The organism is Bradyrhizobium sp. IC4060 (genome assembly GCF_020193715.1).
Lineage (GTDB): Bacteria > Pseudomonadota > Alphaproteobacteria > Rhizobiales > Xanthobacteraceae > Bradyrhizobium > Bradyrhizobium yuanmingense.
This window is the reverse complement of sequence record NZ_JADYVJ010000001.1, coordinates 98,895-116,166: the sequence shown is the minus strand read 5'-3', so window position 1 is coordinate 116,166 and position 17,272 is coordinate 98,895. Positions and strand designations below refer to the sequence as shown.

Sequence of the window (17,272 nt, the reverse complement as noted above, 5' to 3'; positions counted from 1 at the left end):
CGGGACCCCTGTGACCGGCTCGGCAGTATCAGGCTCTAAGCCGTTGAAAATAGGCGATATTGAAGTCGCCACCCCGGTCTTCCTGGCGCCGATGTCGGGTGTGACTGACTCGCCCGTCCGCCGGCTGGCCGCCGAGCTTGGGGCTGGTCTCGTTGTGTCTGAAATGACCGCTAGCGATGAGCTCGCCAATGGCCACCGGATGTCCCGGTTGCGCTGCGAAGCCACTGGCATCGGCCCGCATGTGGTCCAGCTCGCCGGCTGCGAGATGCATTGGATGGCCGAAGGCGCCCGGATCGCCGAAGCGGAAGGCGCCGATATCATCGACATCAACATGGGCTGTCCCGCCCGACACGTCACCGGCGGCCAGTCCGGCTCGGCCTTGATGCGCGACCTCGACCATGCCGTCAGCCTGATCGAAGCGACGATCGCGGCGGTGAAGGTGCCGGTGACGCTGAAGATGCGCCTCGGTTGGGACGACCGCAGCCGCAACGCGCCGGAGCTGGCGCGACGTGCCGAGGCCGCCGGAATCAAGCTCGTCACCGTGCACGGCCGCACCCGCTGCCAGTTCTACAAGGGCGAGGCCGATTGGGATGCGATCCGCGCCGTGCGCGAGGCCACCTCCCTTCCGCTCGTCGTCAACGGCGACATCACCTCTTACGAAAAGGCGCTGGCGGCATTGGACGCCTCGGGCGCCGACGCCGTGATGATCGGCCGCGGCGCGCAGGGCCAGCCCTGGCTGCCGGGCCAGATCGGCCGCCGTCTGAACGGCGGGGCCGAGGAAGCCGTGCCCTTGCTCCAGACGCAGCTGCATTATGTCCGCACGCTCTATGACGGCGTTTGTGCGCTCTATGGCCTGCGCATCGGACTGAGGCACGCCCGCAAGCATCTGGGCTGGGCGCTCGACGTCGCAGCGCAGGCGAGCCGTGCGCCGGCCGAGAAGCTGAAATCCTGGCGGCAGAAGATCCTGGTCTCGGAGGATCCGCGCCTCGTTCACGATGCACTGCAAGACGCCTTCGACGACTTCGCATGGAGCGCTGCTGCATGAGTTCAGCCGCTGAACATCGTCGGCCGCTTCAGTCCGACAGCGACGCAATCCTGGATGCTTTGCCCAACCCCGTGCTCATGATCGGGCCCGACGGCAAGATCGTCGCCGCCAACATCGCCACCGAGGCCTTCTTCGAGATCTCCACGCAATTCCTGAAGCGGCAGTCGCTAAAGGAGCTGGTGCCGTTCGGCAGCCCGTTGCTGGCGCTGATCGACCAAGTGCGCTCCTCGAACGCGCCGGTCAACGAATACAAGGTCGATCTCGGCACGCCGCGCATGGGCGGCGACCGCCAGGTCGACCTGCACGTGGCTCCACTCACCGAGCGGCCCGGCCATATCGTCGTGATGCTGCAGGAGCGCACCATCGCCGACAAGATGGATCGGCAGCTCACCCATCGCAGCGCAGCGCGCTCGGTGATAGCGCTAGCAGCAATGCTCGCGCATGAAATCAAGAATCCGCTTTCGGGCATTCGCGGCGCAGCGCAGCTGCTCGAGCAGCAGGCCTCGTCCGAGGACCGCATGCTGACGCGGCTGATCTGCGACGAGGCCGACCGCATCGTGACGCTGGTCGACCGCATGGAGGTGTTCGGCGACGAGCGCCCCGTGGTGCGCGGCCCCGTCAACATCCATTCGGTGCTCGATCACGTCAAGCGGCTGGCGCAGTCGGGCTTTGCCCGCAACATCCGCTTCGTCGAGGATTACGATCCCTCGCTGCCGCCGGTGCTGGCGAACCAGGACCAGCTGATCCAGGTGTTCCTCAATCTCGTGAAGAACGCCGCCGAAGCGCTGATCGACGTGCCCGATGCCGAGATCCAGCTCACCACCGCGTTCCGACCCGGTGTGCGCCTGTCAGTCCCCGGTCAAAAATCGCGGGTATCCCTTCCGCTCGAATTCTGTGTGAAGGACAACGGACCCGGCGTGCCCGACGATCTTCTGCCCAACCTGTTCGATCCCTTCGTGACCACCAAGCAGACCGGCTCGGGTCTCGGCCTTGCGCTGGTCGCCAAGATCGTCGGCGATCACGGGGGCATCATCGAATGCGAATCTCAGCCGCGCAAGACCACCTTCCGCGTGCTGATGCCGATGTATTCCACATCGGTCAAACACGCCGATCAAAGCAGTCGCGACGGCTCTGCCGGGAAGTCGTCGCCTGCGTCACAGGGGGCAAAATGAGGATCAACAATGCCCGCAGGTAGCATTCTCGTAGCCGATGACGATACCGCCATCCGCACCGTTCTCAATCAGGCACTGTCCCGCGCCGGTTACGAAGTGCGGCTGACCGGCAATGCCGCAACGCTGTGGCGCTGGGTCAGCCAGGGCGAGGGCGATCTCGTCATCACCGATGTGGTGATGCCGGACGAAAACGCCTTCGACCTGTTGCCGCGGATCAAGAAGATGCGGCCGAACCTGCCCGTCATCGTCATGAGCGCGCAGAACACCTTCATGACGGCGATCCGCGCCTCCGAGCGCGGGGCTTACGAATATCTGCCAAAGCCCTTCGACCTGAAGGAACTGATCGCCATCGTCGGCCGCGCGCTCGCCGAGCCGAAGGAGCGGACCTCGTCGCCGGACGAGGACGCCGAGATGGAGGCGATCCCGCTGGTCGGCCGCTCGCCGGCGATGCAGGAAATCTACCGCGTGCTGGCGCGCCTGATGCAGACCGATCTCACCGTGATGATCACGGGTGAGTCCGGAACCGGCAAGGAACTGGTGGCGCGAGCGCTGCACGATTACGGCAAGCGCCGCAACGGCCCCTTTGTCGCGGTCAACATGGCGGCGATCCCGCGCGATCTCATCGAGTCCGAATTGTTCGGCCACGAGCGCGGTGCCTTTACCGGCGCCAACACCCGCGCCTCCGGCCGGTTCGAGCAGGCCGAGGGCGGCACGCTGTTCCTCGACGAGATCGGCGACATGCCGATGGAGGCGCAGACCCGCCTGCTGCGCGTGCTGCAGCAGGGCGAATACACCACCGTCGGCGGCCGTACCCCGATCAAGACCGACGTGCGCATCGTCGCGGCGTCCAACAAGGACCTGCGCGTGCTGATCCAGCAGGGCCTGTTCCGCGAAGACCTGTTCTTCCGCCTCAACGTCGTCCCGCTGCGGCTGCCGCCCTTGCGCGAGCGCATCGAGGACCTGCCGGATCTCGTGCGGCACTTCTTCACGCTGGCCGAGAAGGACGGTCTGCCGCCGAAGAAGCTCGACACGCTGGCGCTGGAGCGGCTGAAGCAGCACCGCTGGCCCGGCAACGTGCGCGAGTTGGAAAACCTCGCCCGGCGGCTCGCCGCGCTCTATCCGCAGGACGTGATCACGTCCTCCGTCATCGACGGCGAACTCGCGCCGCCCTCGGTCAGCCCGGGGGCTGCGGTCCAGCAGGGGGTCGACAATCTCGGCGGCGCCGTGGAGGCGTATCTGTCCTCGCACTTCCAGGGCTTCCCGAACGGCGTGCCGCCGCCAGGCCTCTATCACCGCATCCTCAAGGAGATCGAGGTGCCGCTGCTCACGGCCGCGCTCGCCGCCACCCGTGGCAACCAGATCCGCGCTGCGGACCTGCTCGGCCTCAACCGCAACACGCTGCGGAAGAAGATCCGGGATCTCGACATCCAGGTGTATCGGAGCGGGGGCTGACTTTCTTGCGACGAACGCCAAACGCGCTAGCGCGGACCGGTGGCTCAGCTCCCCCTACCAAGGCAGAGCTGAGCCTGTCCGGATCGCGCTGGCCGTTGTGGCTGACGCGGTGAGCACAAGTCCTGACGGGACTCTAATGTTCCGCCCGCACATTCAAATTGGTCGTCGGCCGCAGCGCGGCCATTGCGCCTATCTGACCAGTCCGCCGGAGGCTGGCACCACGCTCGCGACATTCAGCGGCGGCTGCTGAAGGCCGAGGCCGTTGACCAGGAGGTCGGCGGCCACGATCAGCAGCAGAACGGCCGAAACCATCGTCGCGAGAAAGATCCTATCCATGCGGATTAAGCCGGGACGGCGGGAATCCGTTCCGCCCAGGCGGCATGTGCCTGTGGATTGCGCGGGTCCGCCAGGGCGAACACGCCGCGGAATTGTCGCAATTCGGCAACAATGTGGTACGAATACATCAGTATCCGCGCGTCCGCGGACCCGTTTTCAGCATCATTGCCGGAATGACCAGCGCAGATACCTCGGCCGCACACTTTGACACGGCCCCAGCGGAAGAGCCCCGGCGTTGGTCGGTGCGACGCTGGCTGGCACCCTTTGCCGTAGCGCTGGCGCTGTTGTCGGCCTTCCTGACCTTCCTGGTCCTGACGGGTCTGAGCACGATCGAGCCGACGCCCGGGGTGGTCCGCACATTCTATCTGATCAATGCCGCCACGATCCTGCTGCTGGTCGGGATCATTATCCGGGAACTCTGGCAGCTGATCCTGGCGCGGCGGCGGGGCAGGGCGGCGGCGCGTCTCCACGTCCAGATCGTCAGCCTGTTCTCGATCGTGGCGGTGCTGCCGGCGGTGCTGGTCGCCGTCGTCGCCAACGTCACCATCGAGCGCGGCCTCGACCGGCTGTTCTCCGGGCCGACCAAGGAGGTGATCCAGAACTCGCTGACGATCGCGCGGGCCTACATGCAGGACCATGCGCAGCTGATCCGCGGCGACATTCTCGGCATGGCCAACGACATCGCCCATGCCCGGCCGCTCTACGACCAGGACCGCCGCTCGTTCCGCGAGATGCTGACGGCGAGCGCCGCGTCGCGCAACCTGCCGGGCGCGATGATCATCGACAAGAACACCAACATCCTGGAATCCGCCGACACCGGCATGCGGCTCGCTTATTCGCCGCCCGCGCCGGACTTTCTCAGCAACGTCAACGAGAACGAGCCCGAGATCGCGGTCCTTCCCGATGCGAGCTTCGTTGCCGCGGTGATCCGCCTGCGCGCCTTCAACGACACCTTCCTCTATGTCGCCAGGCCGCTTGATCCGAATGTCGTCAATCAGCTCAAGCAGACCGAGGTCAGCGTCGCCGAATACGCCCAGATCGAATCGCGCCGGCTCGGTATCCAGGTCGCCTTCGCGCTGATGTTCGCGGTGATCGCGCTGACCATCCTCATGGCTTCGGTGCTGATCGGTCTCAACTTCGCCAACTCGCTGGTCTCGCCGATCCGGCGGCTGATGAACGCGGCACATACAGTTTCGACCGGCGACCTGCACGTCCAGGTGCCGGTGCACCAGTCGGAGGGCGACCTCGCCCAGCTGGGCGAGACCTTCAACAAGATGACGCAGGAATTGCGCAGCCAGCGCGACGAGCTGGTCAATGCCAGCGATCTCATCGACAGCCGCCGCCGCTTCATCGAGGCGGTGCTGTCGTCCGCGAGCGCCGGCATCATCGGCGTCGACGCGTCCGGCAGCGTCGGCATCCTCAACCGCTCCGCAGAGAAACTGATCGGGCACTCCGAAGCCGAGACGCTCGGCCATCCGCTCTCCGACGTGCTGCCCGAGCTCGACGAGATGATGAAGACGGCGCGGGAAGGGACCCAGCGCCTGGTGCAGGGCCAGATCACGATCACCCGCGACGGCACCGAGCGCAACCTGTCGGTCCGCGTCAGCGCCGAGAAGAACCAGCCGCATGACAGCTACATCATCACGCTCGACGACATCACCGAGCTGGTCTCGGCGCAGCGTACCTCGGCCTGGGGCGACGTGGCGCGCCGCATCGCGCATGAGATCAAGAACCCGCTGACGCCGATCCAGCTCTCGGCCGAGCGCATCCGCCGCAAGTTCGGCAAGGACATCACCGAGACCAAGGACAAGCAGATCTTCGACCAGTGCACCGATACCATCGTCCGCCAGGTCGACGACATCAGGCGCATGGTCGACGAGTTCTCGCGCTTTGCGCGGATGCCGAAGCCCGTGATGGAAGGCGAGGACGTCGCCGACACGGTGCGCCAGGCCGTGTTCCTGATGAAGGTCGCCCATCCCGAAATCGACATCGAGGCCGAGTTCAAGCAGGATCCGTTGCGCGCCCAGTTCGACCGGCGCCTGATCTCGCAGGCTGTCACCAACATCGTCAAGAACGCCACCGAGGCGATCGAGCAGGTCCCGCCCGAGGAGCTCGGCAAGGGGCGTATCGACGTCGTGGTGTCGCGCGAGGGCGACGACGTGCTGATCGACGTCATCGACAACGGCATCGGCCTGCCCAAGGTCGCGCGCTCGCGTCTGCTCGAGCCCTACGTTACCACGCGTGCCAAGGGCACCGGGCTGGGGCTTGCGATCGTCGGGCGCGTGCTGGAAGACCATGGCGGGCGGATCGAGCTGAAGGACGCCTCAGACTTCCGCCCAGGCCAGCGCGGCGCCTGGATGCGCATGCGCTTTGCCGTGTCGGGGCAACCCGCGAAGTCCGCGACAACAGAGCAAGTGCCGACGGTCAACGACGCGACTGGGACAACCTCCAAGCCCGACATCACGCAAACGGCGACGGAATCCGTCGCGACCCAGGCAACAAAAGAGCCGGCCGCCGGAACCAAAGAGCCGGCTGAAAAGACCAATGATTCAACCAAAATCGAAGCCTCAACAGGCAGCTGACAAGACAGGCGCGATCCATGGCAAGTGAAATTCTGATTGTCGATGACGAAGCCGATATTCGCGATCTCGTTGCAGGCATTCTCGAAGACGAGGGGTTCGTCACCAGGACCGCGCGTGACAGCGACACGGCGCTCGCCGAGATCGCCAATCGCAGGCCGCATCTGGTGTTTCTCGACATCTGGCTGCAAGGCTCCAAGCTCGACGGCCTGCAGCTCCTGGAGCAGGTCAAGAAGGACAATGCCGATCTGCCCGTCGTGATGATCTCCGGCCACGGCAACATCGAGACCGCGGTCGCCGCGATCAAGCGCGGCGCCTACGACTTCATCGAGAAGCCGTTCAAGGCCGACCGCCTCATCCTGGTCGCGACCAGAGCGCTGGAGAACTCGCGGCTGAAGCGCGAGGTCAAGGAGCTGAAGCAGCTCGCCCCGAGCGCCAGCCAGCTCGTCGGCCGCTCGCCCAGCATGAACCAGCTGCGCCAGACCATCGAGCGGGCAGCCAAGGCCAACAGCCGCATCCTGATCGTCGGCCCCGCCGGGGCCGGCAAGGAGCTGACCGCGCGCACGCTGCATATCGCTTCGGGCCGCGCCGACGGTCCGTTCGTCGTCATCAACGCCGCCGCGATCACGCCCGAGCGAATGGAGCATGAGCTGTTTGGCGTCGAGCAGTCCAATGGCGAGCAGCCGCGCAAGCCCGGCGCGCTCGAAGAGGCGCATGGCGGCACGCTGTTCATCGACGAGATCGCGGACATGCCGCGCGAGACCCAGAACAAGATCCTGCGCGTGCTGGTGGAGCAGTCGTTCCAGCGCGTCGGCGGCACCGCCAAGGTGCAGGTCGACGTGCGCATCATCTCATCGACCGCACGCAATCTCGAAGAGGAGATCGCAGCCGGCCGTTTCCGCGAGGACCTCTACCACCGGCTCTCGGTGGTGCCGATCCGCGTGCCCGCACTGTCGGAGCGGCGCGAGGACATTCCGGAACTGATCGACTATTTCATGGAGCAGATCTCGGCCGGCAGCGGCCTGCCCAAGCGCCAGATCGGTCAGGACGCGATGGCGGTGCTGCAATCGCATGTCTGGCCCGGCAATGTGCGCCAGCTCCGCAACAACGTCGAAAGAGTCATGATTCTGGCCGCCGGCGGGCCGGAAGTCATCATCACCGCCGACATGCTGCCGCAGGACGTCGGCTCGATGGTGCCGGCGATGCCGACCAGCAACAATGGCGAGCACATCATGGGCCTGCCGCTGCGCGAAGCACGCGAGGTGTTCGAGCGCGACTATTTGATTGCACAGATCAGCCGTTTCTCAGGAAATATTTCTCGAACGGCCGAGTTCGTTGGCATGGAACGTTCGGCCTTGCACCGGAAGTTGAAAGCGCTCGGCGTCGGCTAATGCTGCGACGCTGCGGCGGCATCTCGGAAATAGGCAAAGAAAATCATCGATTTCCGTAATTTTTCGGGGCAATAGGGCCACGCCTGCCGCTTCAAGCGGCTTGCCTAATACCCCGACCTGTCCTCTAATCGAACCGCTGTTCCTTCCGAGGGGGATCTCATGAGGGACGGCAACCGGAGGAGGCCCCGAACTCCACAAAGAGGGCCGCATTCGGCGCAATAAAAAGAAACTCAAAGCGAGAAAAAAACAATGGCGGCAGACCGCGCACAAAACCTACAGGACACCTTCCTTAATCACGTTCGCAAAACCAAGACGCCACTGACGATCTTTCTGGTCAACGGAGTGAAGCTCCAGGGCATCGTGACCTGGTTCGACAATTTCTGTTTGCTGCTTCGGCGCGACGGTCATTCGCAGCTGGTCTACAAGCATGCGATCTCGACCATCATGCCGGGCGCTCCGATTCAGTTGTTCGAAGGCGGCGAGGACCAGCCGGCTTGAGAGTGACCTGATTGGAACCCCGGAATTTCGACGGGGATGCCGACCGTCCGCGGTCGGCAGGGGCTACGCAGACGGGGCGGGTGCTTGTCATCGGCCCCTACTTGCGCGTGCGCGCGGGCAGCGCCGACGTGCAATCGGTGACTCATGCCTTGCGCGATACCGAGGCCCGGCTCGATGAAGCCGCGGGCCTCGCGCGGGCGATTGATCTCGTCATTGCCGATGCCATCGTCGCGCCGGTCTCCCAGATCCGGCCTGCGACCTATATCGGCAAGGGCAAGGTCGAGGAGATCGCCGGGCTGATCAAGACCCTCGAGGTCGAGCTCGTGGTGATGGATTGCGCCTTGTCGCCGATCCAGCAGCGCAATCTCGAAAAGGAATGGCACGCCAAGGTGCTCGACCGCACCGGGCTCATTCTCGAAATCTTCGGCCGCCGCGCCAAAACCAGGGAAGGCTCGCTGCAGGTCGAGCTTGCGCATCTCAACTACCAGCGTTCGCGCCTGGTGCGCTCCTGGACCCATCTCGAACGCCAGCGCGGCGGTTTCGGCTTCATGGGCGGCCCCGGCGAGACGCAGATCGAGGCCGACCGCCGCCTGATCCAGGAGCGCATCTCCAAGCTGGAGAGCGAGCTGAAAAAGGTGCAGGCGACGCGGCGTCTGCATCGCGCCGGCCGTCAACGCGTGCCGTATCGTGTCGTCGCGCTGGTCGGCTACACCAATGCCGGCAAGTCAACGCTGTTCAATCGCCTGACCCGCGCCGACGTGCAGGCGGCCGACATGCTGTTTGCGACGCTTGATCCCACCTTGCGGGCGCTCAACCTGCCGCATGGCGGCAAGGCGATGCTCTCGGATACCGTCGGCTTCATCTCCAACCTGCCGACGCAGCTCGTCGCCGCCTTCCGCGCCACGCTGGAGGAGGTGCTGGAGGCCGACGTCATCCTACATGTCCGCGACATCTCGCATGAGGACGCCGAGGCGCAGCAGAGCGACGTCGACGCAGTGCTTCGCCAGCTCGGCATCAACCCTGATGATTCCGGCCGCATCATCGAGGTCTGGAACAAGATCGACCGTTTCGCCCCCGAGCAACGCGAAGAGCTGCTCAACATCGCCGCGCGCAGGCCGGAGGATCATCCGGCGATGCTGGTCTCAGCCGTGTCGGGCGAGGGCGTCGATGCTCTGCTCGCCGCGATCGAGCAGCGGCTCGCGGCGAAAAGGACCACGCTCGATCTCTCCATCGACGCCGCCGACGGCGCCGGCATCAGCTGGCTGCACCGCAATGCCGAGGTGCTGTCGAAGGAGCTGCACGACGGCCGCTTCGACATGACGGTGCGGGTGGACGAGACCAAGCGGGATATCGTGGTGAACAGGTTCGACGCCGTGCCGCGCGTGGCTTGAATCGGCGAGGGCCGTCATTTTCCCTTGACGGCCTGAGGGGGGAGAGTAGGATCGCCTTCAGGTTGCATTTGGCTACCTGTATAGCGCAGTTCATTTTAAGGTTCTGGCTGCTTTCGACGCTGCCCAAGTTTTGCATTTTTTATCTCGACCAGCCGCGTCGAACTGCCGCGTTCGAAGGCATTGGGCATGGAATCATTCATCAAGATATTTCAGGAAATCTCCAAGGGATTCATGGTGATCCCGTTTTTCCGAATGCTTTTCTACGGGATCATCTTCGCAATCATCATGACCTTCATGATTGGATGGTCTATCGGCGTGTTTACACCAATTCCGACCTTCCCATATTTGACCAACGCGAGTCACTCACCCTGGATACCCGTGATGTTCGGGTCGTTCAGTTTCCTGTTCGCATTTGCTGGCTATTTGAGCAACCTGCAACTCAAAGAAGATATTCTGAGCCCAATCCGGCAGAAGCTCGTAGGAATTTGGGAAGTTAGGGCGCTGACTTGGAAAATCGATCGTACAGAAATTGTCCAAGCCGAGGTCGTCACACACTGCACGATCGGCATCGAAGATGTAGGGAGAAAGCTCATTTTGCACTTCGAAATTACCAACAGCGATATATTCTCCGATCAGTCATTGGATATTACCAACGTGATGATCGCGTTTGTTGGTGAGCCGAAGAAATTGATCTACTTTCAGGACCATGAACTCACCCTTAGAGAGCCGATCGGCACCGGACCGAACCAGGTCACCACAGCGCGGTTTCCATTTCTTGGCGTGCTCAACATCAGCACGAAGAATGATGAAATCAACGAGATGTCCGGGCTTTGGTACGACATCGACAATTCGGTGTTCAACTTAGCGCGACGCATTCCTGATTTGCGAGGCATGGACGATCTTATGAAAGAACTCGAGAAAGGCTCAATCACATTCAAGGGGCCCCTTGCGTTTCGTCGCATCGACCCGCCGAAGCGATAGCGCAGCTGGACGTCTTGATGATTGGCAAATCGTTCGAACGAAAGTCTAGACTTCCGCCTTCGCCGCATTCCACAACGCGTCCATCTCCGCCAGCGAGGCCTGCTCGAGCGTCCGGCCCTGCGCCTCCAGTGCCCGCTCGATATAGGCAAAGCGCCGCTCGAATTTTGCATTCGTCGCGCGGAGCGCAGCCTCCGGATCGGCATCGACATGGCGGGCGAGGTTGACGAGGGCGAACATCAGGTCGCCCGTCTCCTCCGCAATCTCCTGCTTGTCGTTGCGGTCCAATGCCGCCTCGATCTCGTCGACCTCCTCGCGGATCTTGTGCAGCACCGCGCGCGGGTCGTTCCAGTCGAAGCCAACGGTGGAGGCCTTGCGCTGCAGCTCCATCGCGCGGGTCAAAGCGGGCTGGCCGGCCTTAACGCCCGAGAGCAGCGACTTGTGCGTCGGCGCCTCCTCCGGCGGCCGGCGCGCGGCGCGCTCGGCCTTCTCCTCCGCTTTGATGCGGTCCCAGACTTCCTTGACATGGGAGGAGGCGAGATTGCCGTCCTTGTCGGCGAAGACGTGGGGATGGCGGCGGATCATCTTGCGGGTGATGGCCAGGACCACATCACCGAAATCGAACGCGTTCTGCTCCGAGCCCATCTGGGCGTGGAACACGACCTGGAGCAGGAGATCGCCAAGCTCCTCTCTGAGATCGTCGAGATCGCCGCGGGTGATGGCGTCGACCACCTCATAGGCTTCCTCGATCGTGTAGGGCGCGATCGTCGAAAAATCCTGCTCGAGGTCCCAGGGGCAGCCGGTCACCGGCGTGCGCAGCGCCGCCATGATCTCGATCAGGCGGGAAATGTCGCGGGAAGGGGTCATTGCCGGGCAGTCTCCTGGGATACAGAGCCTTATGCCAAAAGCGGGCCCCCGATCCCAGCGCAAGGCGGCGGAACTGGCCGATTTCCACCGATTGGCGGGCAAGTCGTGCGATGCTAAAGCGCGGGCCATGAGTGATGCATTTTCCTCACAAATCGCGCTGGTGCTGTTCTCCGGCGGCCAGGATTCCACCACCTGCCTCGCCTGGGCGCTGAGCCGCTTCGCGCGTGTGGAGACGCTGGGGTTCGACTACGGCCAGCGCCACGCCATCGAGCTTGCCTGCCGCGACCGCCTGCTCGACGGCATCAAGGGCCTGCGCGCCGATTGGGCCGCAAGGCTCGGCGAGAGCCACACGCTGTCGATCCCGACGCTGGCGGCCGTCTCCGAGACGGCGCTGACCCGCGACGTCGCGATCGCGATGGGCGCGGACGGCCTGCCGAACACCTTCGTGCCGGGCCGCAACCTCGTGTTCCTGACCTTTGCGGCGGCGCTGGCCTACCGGCGCGGCATCAGCCACATCGTCGGCGGCATGTGCGAGACCGATTATTCCGGCTATCCCGATTGCCGTGACGAGACCGTCCGCGCCATGCAGGCCGCGCTCTCGCTCGGCATGGCCAAGCAGTTCGAGCTGCACACGCCACTGATGTGGATCGACAAGGCCGCGACCTGGCGGCTCGCGCATGACCTCGGCGGCGACGGCCTCGTCGATCTCATCCGCGAGCACTCCCACACCTGTTATCTCGGCGAACGCGGCGCACGGCACGATTGGGGCTACGGCTGCGGCGAGTGCCCGGCCTGCAGTTTGCGGGCGAAGGGGTGGAACGAGTACGTGGCGGGACGGTAGGCTCGCTCTGTCGTCATTGCCAGGAGCCCTTGCGACGAAGCAATCGAGACTGCCACTGCGGAGGGATTCTGGATTGCTTCGCTGCGCTCGCAATAACGAGAGGCAACAGCTAACCAAAATCCTCCGGCCTGAGCTCGATCGGCTTGCCGTGCGGCGTGCGATCGGCGGCGTGGTCCCACGCATTCCGATAGCGGTGCAGCGTCTCCATCGACGCGACGCCCTTGCGGGCGACGAGGCCCTCCAGCGTGGCGAGCCAGTGCAGATAGTAGGTCTCGCCGGTATCAGGGTCGCCGGCGGCCTGGGCTCGCTTGATCTCGTCTGCGAGTGCTGCGGCCCATTCCGGCCAGGTGAATACGCCGCGCTCGTGCAGGCTCAAGGCCATCGCGAAGGCATGCGCCTCCCAGGGCGCTCGGAACACCGGGCCGTCGTCGTCGCACGGAATGCTCGGGATCGCCGCCGTCGCGGCGGCCGCAAGCGCGCTGCTCATCACGCCGGATCCAGATAGGGCTCGAACGCGTCGATCGAGACCTTCAGCGTGGGATCGCCGTCCTCGCCCCAGAGATCGCGGCCCTCGAACACCACGGTGTAGAGCCATTGCGGGTTCTCCCCGCGCTCCATCGCTGCCGTGTCAGGAAACACGTGACAGCCATGGTTCAGCTCGACCACGCCGACATGGCCACGGACATAGCGCGGCAGCCGCGTGTGCGTGGCTGGATGAATATTCCTGGCGCGGACGCGATCGCCGATGTTGAATTTCGCCGGAGCCGGGGCAGGGCGGCCGAACTTGCCGCGCACCATCACGCGCTCGACATTGGCGCGGTCGAACTTGCCGTGCTTGAGCGCCTTTGCAGGCTGCATCGCATGGCCGGCAGCGACCTCCTCGCGGGTGAGATAGCCCTTGTCGATCAGCATCTCCTCGAGCCCGAGAAACCATTTCTTGTAATAGGAGCTCGACAGATACACGTGCGGCGGCAAGGTCTCGCGATAGAAGCGCGAGGTGTCGATGTTGAAGGCGCCGGCCGCGCCCATCGCGCGCACCATGGCCAGCACGCGCGACTCCCATTCCTCGTGGAACATCGGCTCGTTCGGCTCGGGCTCGACCTTGCCGAAGCCGTCCATGCCGCCCATGTCGTGCACGCCGTTCACGACGGTGCTCCCGGCGTCCTGGGGAAACCGGTGCCGATCATGGAGTCGCGCGTCACGAGCTCGGCGAGCTGCTCCTCGCTCCAGCCTTCCGTGCCCGCGGGGCGCATCGGCAGCACCAGGAAGCGCGTCTCGGCGGTGGAATCCCACACCCGGATCTCGGTGTCCTTCGGCAGCGCGACGCCGAAATCGGCGAGCACGCCGCGCGGGTCCTTCACCGCGCGGGAGCGGTAGGGCGCGGCCTTGTACCAGACCGGCGGCAGCCCGAGCATTTCCCAGGGGTAGCAGGAGCACAGTGTGCACACGACCATGTTGTGCCGCTCGGGCGTGTTCTCGACCACGACGAGATGATCGCCGACGCGGCTGACATGGCCGAGCGTGCCGATCGCCTTGGAGCCGTCCTGCAGCAGCGCGGTCTTGAACGCGGGATCGGTCCAGGCCTTGGCGACCACGCGCGCGCCATTGTGCGGACCGATCTTGGTCTCATAGGCCTGGATGATGGCATCGAGCGCAGCCGGCTCGACATAGCCTTTTTCGGTCAGGATCGTCTCGAGCGCGCGCACGCGCAGCTCGGTCTCGGACAGCTCGGAATGATCGTGATCGTGGTGATGATGGTCGTGATCTTGGCTCATGCGGCGGAAGATAGGCGCAATGGCTAGGGGCTGTCGAGGGCTCGTTGCAGTGCAGTCCTGGCACGTATGCGTGAGGGCAGTTGTGCGCTAGCATCCCGCAAACATCGTGGAGATGATGGTGACCGACTACGTGAAGATCGAGAAGGGTCTCGGGCCGGAGGGGCGGATCGCGGTCGTGCGCTTCGACCGCGGCGACGGCATCAACGCGCTCTCGCCGGAGGCGCTGCGCCAGCTCACGGCGGCCGCGCGCAGCTTCGAGGACGATGCAGCGACCTCGGTCGTTGTGCTGACCGGCAGCTCGGGCGCCTTCAGCGCCGGCTTCGATCTCAAGGACGCTGAGGGACGCTCGCGCAAGGAGATGGACCTCGGCGCGCTGCGGCGGCACCTCAAGCTCGGGCCGCGCCTGACGCACGCCTGGCAAGAGATGGAGCAGATCACCATCGCCGCGATCGAAGGCTTTTGCGTCGGCGGCGGCGTTGCCCTCGCGGTGGCGCTCGATTTCCGGGTGATGGGGCGCGATGCGCATCTGCGCGTGCCCGAGATCGGACTCGGCATGAATATGAGCTGGCAGAGCATTCCGCGCATGCTGCATCTGATCGGGCCGGCTCGTACCAAGCAGGCGGTGATCCTGGCCGACCAGCGCATCAGCGCGGACGAGGCCTATGAATGGGGGCTCATCGAGCAGGTGGCGGATCCCGGCCATGCGTTCGATACCGCAATGGAGCTGGCCCGCAAGATGGCCGCGCAACCGCCGCTGTCCGTCGCCATGACCAAGCTGACCGTCAACCGGCTCGCGCATGCACTGGACGATCTTGCAAGCCATATGGATGTCGACCAGTTCGCGCTCGCCAGCCTCAGCGAGGACCACAAGGAGGGCGTGGAGGCGTTCCTGACGCGCCGCAAGCCGCGGTTCCGGGGTCGGTGATCACAGCGCCGATATTCGGCGGATAATCTTCTCCGCCAGGAAGCGATCGGGAAAATTTCGTCCAAGTCCTTCCAAATATCTGAGATTGCAAGGAAGACCGGAAACAGCGAAGGTGCGTGCTGCGGTGCAGCGCGCTCGATTGAGCCCTCATCGCCATTTTCACCCCGTCGCAGACGCGACCGGTTCCCATGTGCCCTGGGCATGTGGGTGACCGAGCTATCGTGCATGAAGGCCGTCTCCTTGAACGCCCACCAATCGCTCGCGATCGGACGACCGATCGAAACGCTCGAAGCGATTTCACCCGCTCCGGCCGAGCCGGACGCGATGGTCCGTTTCGCCGGCATCTCGAAGACCTATCCGGCCTATCGCGGCAAGCCCGGCGTCAACGCGCTGCAAGACATCGACTTCGCCATTCCGCGCGGCTCCATCACCGGCGTGATCGGCCGCTCTGGCGCCGGCAAGTCGAGCCTGGTCCGGCTGATCAACGGCCTGGAGAAGCCGACCACGGGCCGCGTGATCGTCGACGGCCGCGATATCTCGGCCTTGGCCGGCCGCGAGCTGCGGCTGGCGCAGCGCTCGATCGGCATGATCTTCCAGCATTTCAACCTGCTGTCCTCGCGCACCGCGGCCGACAACATCGCGCTGCCGCTGGAGATCGCCGGTTGGACCAAGACCGACATCAAGGCCCGCGTCGCCGAGCTGCTCGCGCTGGTCGGCATCGCCGACAAGCACGACCGCTATCCTTCCGAACTGTCCGGCGGCCAGAAGCAGCGCGTCGGCATCGCCCGCGCGCTGGCGACGCGGCCGAGCGTGCTGCTGTCGGACGAGGCGACCTCGGCACTCGATCCGCAGACCACGCGCGCGATCCTCGATCTGCTTGCGAACATCAACCGCGAGCTCGGCGTGACCATCGTGCTGATCACGCATGAGATGTCCGTGGTGCGCCAGCTCGCCAAGGAGGTGGTGGTATTGGACGCCGGCCGCGTCGTCGAGAGTGGTCACGTCGCCGACATCTTCACGCAGCCAAGACATCCGATCACGCAGTCCTTCCTGGCCGAGGTGATCGGCGACAGCCTGCCGGTCTCGCTGGAGAGCCGAATCGTTTCGAAGCAGCCTGCCGGCGGGCAGGCCGTGATCCGGATCCAGGTGCGCGGGGCAGGGGCGGGCGACACCGTGGTGGCCCGGCTCGCGCGCGAGCTCGGGCTCGACGTCGCGCTGCTGTCTGCGCGCATCGACGAGATCGGCGGCCAGCATGTCGGCTCGCTCACGCTCGGCATTCCCGGCGGCGAGGACGCGGTGACGCGGACGCTCGCCTGGCTCTCTCAATATCAATTCTCGGCGGAGCGTCTCGGCTATGTCGCCTGAACTCATCAACCTGATCGTCCAGGCTACCTTCGAAAGCCTGTACATGGTCGGCATCGCGGCGCTGCTCGGCACCGCCTTCGGCCTGCCGCTCGGCGTGTTCCTGGCCACCAGCCGCAAAGGCGAGCTGTTCGCGGCGCCCATCGTCAATCGCGTGCTCGGCATCGTCGTCAATGCGACGCGCTCGACGCCCTTCATCATCCTCGTCGTCGCCATCATCCCGTTCACGCGCCTCGTTGCCGGCACCTCGATCGGCTCGACCGCCGCTATCGTGCCGCTGACCATCGCCTCGACGCCGTTCATCGCGCGCCTCGTCGAGGCTGCGATCCGCGAGGTCGACGGCGGCCTGATCGAGACCGCGTCCTCGTTCGGCGCTTCGCCCCTTCAGATCGTGCTCAAGGTCCTGATCCCGGAGGCGCTGCCCGGCCTGCTGCTGGCGCTGACGCTCGCGGTGGTCAGCCTGCTCGGCTATTCCGCGATGGTCGGCGCAGTCGGCGGCGGCGGCCTTGGCGATCTCGGCATCCGCTACGGCTATCAGCGCTTCATGCCGGAGATGATGCTGGCCGTCGTGGTCGTGCTGATCGCACTGGTGCAGATAGTCCAGAGCGCCGGCGATTACCTGGCGCGCCGGGTCAACCGCCGGCTGCGGCATCGCTGAAT

Annotated in this window: 17 protein-coding genes; 12 read left to right on the top strand and 5 right to left on the bottom strand. The window is 64.8% G+C overall.

Annotation, left to right across the window (positions count from 1 at the left end; all coding sequences use genetic code 11):
• Positions 1-43: 43 nt before the first annotated feature.
• The 3 genes from dusB to ntrC are packed head-to-tail and all read left to right on the top strand — an operon-like array spanning position 44 to position 3,669.
• A complete protein-coding gene (dusB, locus tag I6F16_RS00530; RefSeq protein WP_225173357.1) occupies positions 44-1,045 on the top strand; it encodes a tRNA dihydrouridine synthase DusB in 1,002 nt (333 codons plus the stop codon).
• On the top strand, positions 1,042-2,217 hold the full coding sequence (locus I6F16_RS00525) for a nitrogen regulation protein NR(II) (RefSeq protein WP_035999469.1): 1,176 nt from the start codon (positions 1,042-1,044) through the stop codon (positions 2,215-2,217). The genes dusB and I6F16_RS00525 overlap by 4 nt, the downstream gene beginning before the upstream one ends.
• A gap of 9 nt (positions 2,218-2,226) precedes the next feature.
• Positions 2,227-3,669, top strand: a complete 1,443-nt coding sequence (gene ntrC / locus I6F16_RS00520; protein ID WP_035999368.1) for a nitrogen regulation protein NR(I) — start codon at positions 2,227-2,229, stop codon at positions 3,667-3,669.
• A 189-nt stretch (positions 3,670-3,858) separates the two neighbouring features.
• Here the strand turns inward: ntrC and I6F16_RS00515 are convergent, their stop codons facing one another.
• Positions 3,859-4,005 (bottom strand): hypothetical protein, encoded by a 147-nt coding sequence (locus I6F16_RS00515; RefSeq protein WP_167361662.1) that lies wholly within the window; start codon positions 4,003-4,005, stop codon positions 3,859-3,861.
• 173 nt (positions 4,006-4,178) lie between these two features.
• On the opposite strand from I6F16_RS00515, the gene I6F16_RS00510 reads away from it, so the two are divergent.
• From I6F16_RS00510 to I6F16_RS00490, 5 genes are all read left to right on the top strand, one after another.
• Positions 4,179-6,587, top strand: coding sequence for a PAS domain-containing sensor histidine kinase (locus tag I6F16_RS00510; protein ID WP_225112867.1), 2,409 nt, complete (start codon positions 4,179-4,181; stop codon positions 6,585-6,587).
• A gap of 17 nt (positions 6,588-6,604) precedes the next feature.
• Positions 6,605-7,975 carry a sigma-54 dependent transcriptional regulator gene (locus I6F16_RS00505; protein ID WP_035999365.1) on the top strand — a complete coding sequence of 457 codons (1,371 nt, stop codon included), beginning with the start codon at positions 6,605-6,607 and terminating at the stop codon, positions 7,973-7,975.
• A gap of 249 nt (positions 7,976-8,224) precedes the next feature.
• Positions 8,225-8,473: an RNA chaperone Hfq gene (gene hfq / locus I6F16_RS00500; RefSeq protein WP_007591126.1), complete on the top strand. Its 249-nt coding sequence runs from the start codon at positions 8,225-8,227 to the stop codon at positions 8,471-8,473.
• 11 nt (positions 8,474-8,484) lie between these two features.
• Positions 8,485-9,864: a GTPase HflX gene (hflX, locus tag I6F16_RS00495; RefSeq protein WP_225112868.1), complete on the top strand. Its 1,380-nt coding sequence runs from the start codon at positions 8,485-8,487 to the stop codon at positions 9,862-9,864.
• 186 nt (positions 9,865-10,050) lie between these two features.
• On the top strand, positions 10,051-10,845 hold the full coding sequence (locus I6F16_RS00490; RefSeq protein ID WP_225112869.1) for a hypothetical protein: 795 nt from the start codon (positions 10,051-10,053) through the stop codon (positions 10,843-10,845).
• A gap of 45 nt (positions 10,846-10,890) precedes the next feature.
• On the opposite strand, the gene mazG is transcribed toward I6F16_RS00490, so the two are convergent.
• Positions 10,891-11,709: a nucleoside triphosphate pyrophosphohydrolase gene (mazG, locus tag I6F16_RS00485; RefSeq protein WP_225112870.1), complete on the bottom strand. Its 819-nt coding sequence runs from the start codon at positions 11,707-11,709 to the stop codon at positions 10,891-10,893.
• Between the two features lie 127 nt (positions 11,710-11,836).
• Between mazG and queC the strand changes: the two genes are divergently transcribed.
• Complete coding sequence (gene queC / locus I6F16_RS00480; RefSeq protein ID WP_225112871.1) at positions 11,837-12,550, top strand: 7-cyano-7-deazaguanine synthase QueC; 714 nt, start codon at positions 11,837-11,839, stop codon at positions 12,548-12,550.
• Between the two features lie 109 nt (positions 12,551-12,659).
• Here queC and I6F16_RS00475 read toward each other — a convergent pair whose 3' ends face one another.
• Genes I6F16_RS00475 through nthA form a run of 3 tightly spaced genes read right to left on the bottom strand, consistent with a single transcriptional unit; the run spans position 12,660 to position 14,325 of the window.
• Positions 12,660-13,037 (bottom strand): nitrile hydratase accessory protein, encoded by a 378-nt coding sequence (locus I6F16_RS00475; RefSeq protein ID WP_036028031.1) that lies wholly within the window; start codon positions 13,035-13,037, stop codon positions 12,660-12,662.
• Positions 13,037-13,696 carry a nitrile hydratase subunit beta gene (gene nthB, locus I6F16_RS00470; RefSeq protein ID WP_057029182.1) on the bottom strand — a complete coding sequence of 220 codons (660 nt, stop codon included), beginning with the start codon at positions 13,694-13,696 and terminating at the stop codon, positions 13,037-13,039. Before nthB ends, I6F16_RS00475 begins: the two co-directional genes overlap by 1 nt.
• Positions 13,693-14,325, bottom strand: a complete 633-nt coding sequence (gene nthA, locus I6F16_RS00465; protein ID WP_225112872.1) for a nitrile hydratase subunit alpha — start codon at positions 14,323-14,325, stop codon at positions 13,693-13,695. The genes nthB and nthA overlap by 4 nt, the downstream gene beginning before the upstream one ends.
• Before the next feature lie 118 nt (positions 14,326-14,443).
• Here nthA and I6F16_RS00460 point away from each other — a divergent pair, with 118 nt between their 5' ends.
• The 3 genes from I6F16_RS00460 to I6F16_RS00450 all read left to right on the top strand — a co-directional run bounded on the left by I6F16_RS00460 (position 14,444) and on the right by I6F16_RS00450 (position 17,270).
• Positions 14,444-15,250, top strand: coding sequence for an enoyl-CoA hydratase/isomerase family protein (locus tag I6F16_RS00460; protein WP_225112873.1), 807 nt, complete (start codon positions 14,444-14,446; stop codon positions 15,248-15,250).
• Positions 15,251-15,475: 225 nt separating this feature from the next.
• Positions 15,476-16,615 carry a methionine ABC transporter ATP-binding protein gene (locus tag I6F16_RS00455; protein ID WP_225112874.1) on the top strand — a complete coding sequence of 380 codons (1,140 nt, stop codon included), beginning with the start codon at positions 15,476-15,478 and terminating at the stop codon, positions 16,613-16,615.
• Positions 16,605-17,270 carry a methionine ABC transporter permease gene (locus I6F16_RS00450; RefSeq protein WP_057029183.1) on the top strand — a complete coding sequence of 222 codons (666 nt, stop codon included), beginning with the start codon at positions 16,605-16,607 and terminating at the stop codon, positions 17,268-17,270. The genes I6F16_RS00455 and I6F16_RS00450 overlap by 11 nt, the downstream gene beginning before the upstream one ends.
• The last annotated feature ends 2 nt before the right edge of the window (positions 17,271-17,272 follow it).

Excerpts from the sequence above, each read along its gene's own strand:
- I6F16_RS00525 (WP_035999469.1), top strand. The coding sequence starts at position 1,042 with ATGAGTTCAGCCGCTGAACATCGTCGGCCGCTTCAGTCCGACAGCGAC.
- ntrC (WP_035999368.1), top strand. The coding sequence starts at position 2,227 with ATGCCCGCAGGTAGCATTCTCGTAGCCGATGACGATACCGCCATCCGC.
- I6F16_RS00515 (WP_167361662.1), bottom strand. The coding sequence starts at position 4,005 with ATGGATAGGATCTTTCTCGCGACGATGGTTTCGGCCGTTCTGCTGCTG.
- I6F16_RS00510 (WP_225112867.1), top strand. The coding sequence starts at position 4,179 with ATGACCAGCGCAGATACCTCGGCCGCACACTTTGACACGGCCCCAGCG.
- I6F16_RS00505 (WP_035999365.1), top strand. The coding sequence starts at position 6,605 with ATGGCAAGTGAAATTCTGATTGTCGATGACGAAGCCGATATTCGCGAT.
- hfq (WP_007591126.1), top strand. The coding sequence starts at position 8,225 with ATGGCGGCAGACCGCGCACAAAACCTACAGGACACCTTCCTTAATCAC.
- I6F16_RS00490 (WP_225112869.1), top strand. The coding sequence starts at position 10,051 with ATGGAATCATTCATCAAGATATTTCAGGAAATCTCCAAGGGATTCATG.
- mazG (WP_225112870.1), bottom strand. The coding sequence starts at position 11,709 with ATGACCCCTTCCCGCGACATTTCCCGCCTGATCGAGATCATGGCGGCG.
- queC (WP_225112871.1), top strand. The coding sequence starts at position 11,837 with ATGAGTGATGCATTTTCCTCACAAATCGCGCTGGTGCTGTTCTCCGGC.
- I6F16_RS00475 (WP_036028031.1), bottom strand. The coding sequence starts at position 13,037 with ATGAGCAGCGCGCTTGCGGCCGCCGCGACGGCGGCGATCCCGAGCATT.
- nthA (WP_225112872.1), bottom strand. The coding sequence starts at position 14,325 with ATGAGCCAAGATCACGACCATCATCACCACGATCACGATCATTCCGAG.
- I6F16_RS00455 (WP_225112874.1), top strand. The coding sequence starts at position 15,476 with ATGAAGGCCGTCTCCTTGAACGCCCACCAATCGCTCGCGATCGGACGA.
- I6F16_RS00450 (WP_057029183.1), top strand. The coding sequence starts at position 16,605 with ATGTCGCCTGAACTCATCAACCTGATCGTCCAGGCTACCTTCGAAAGC.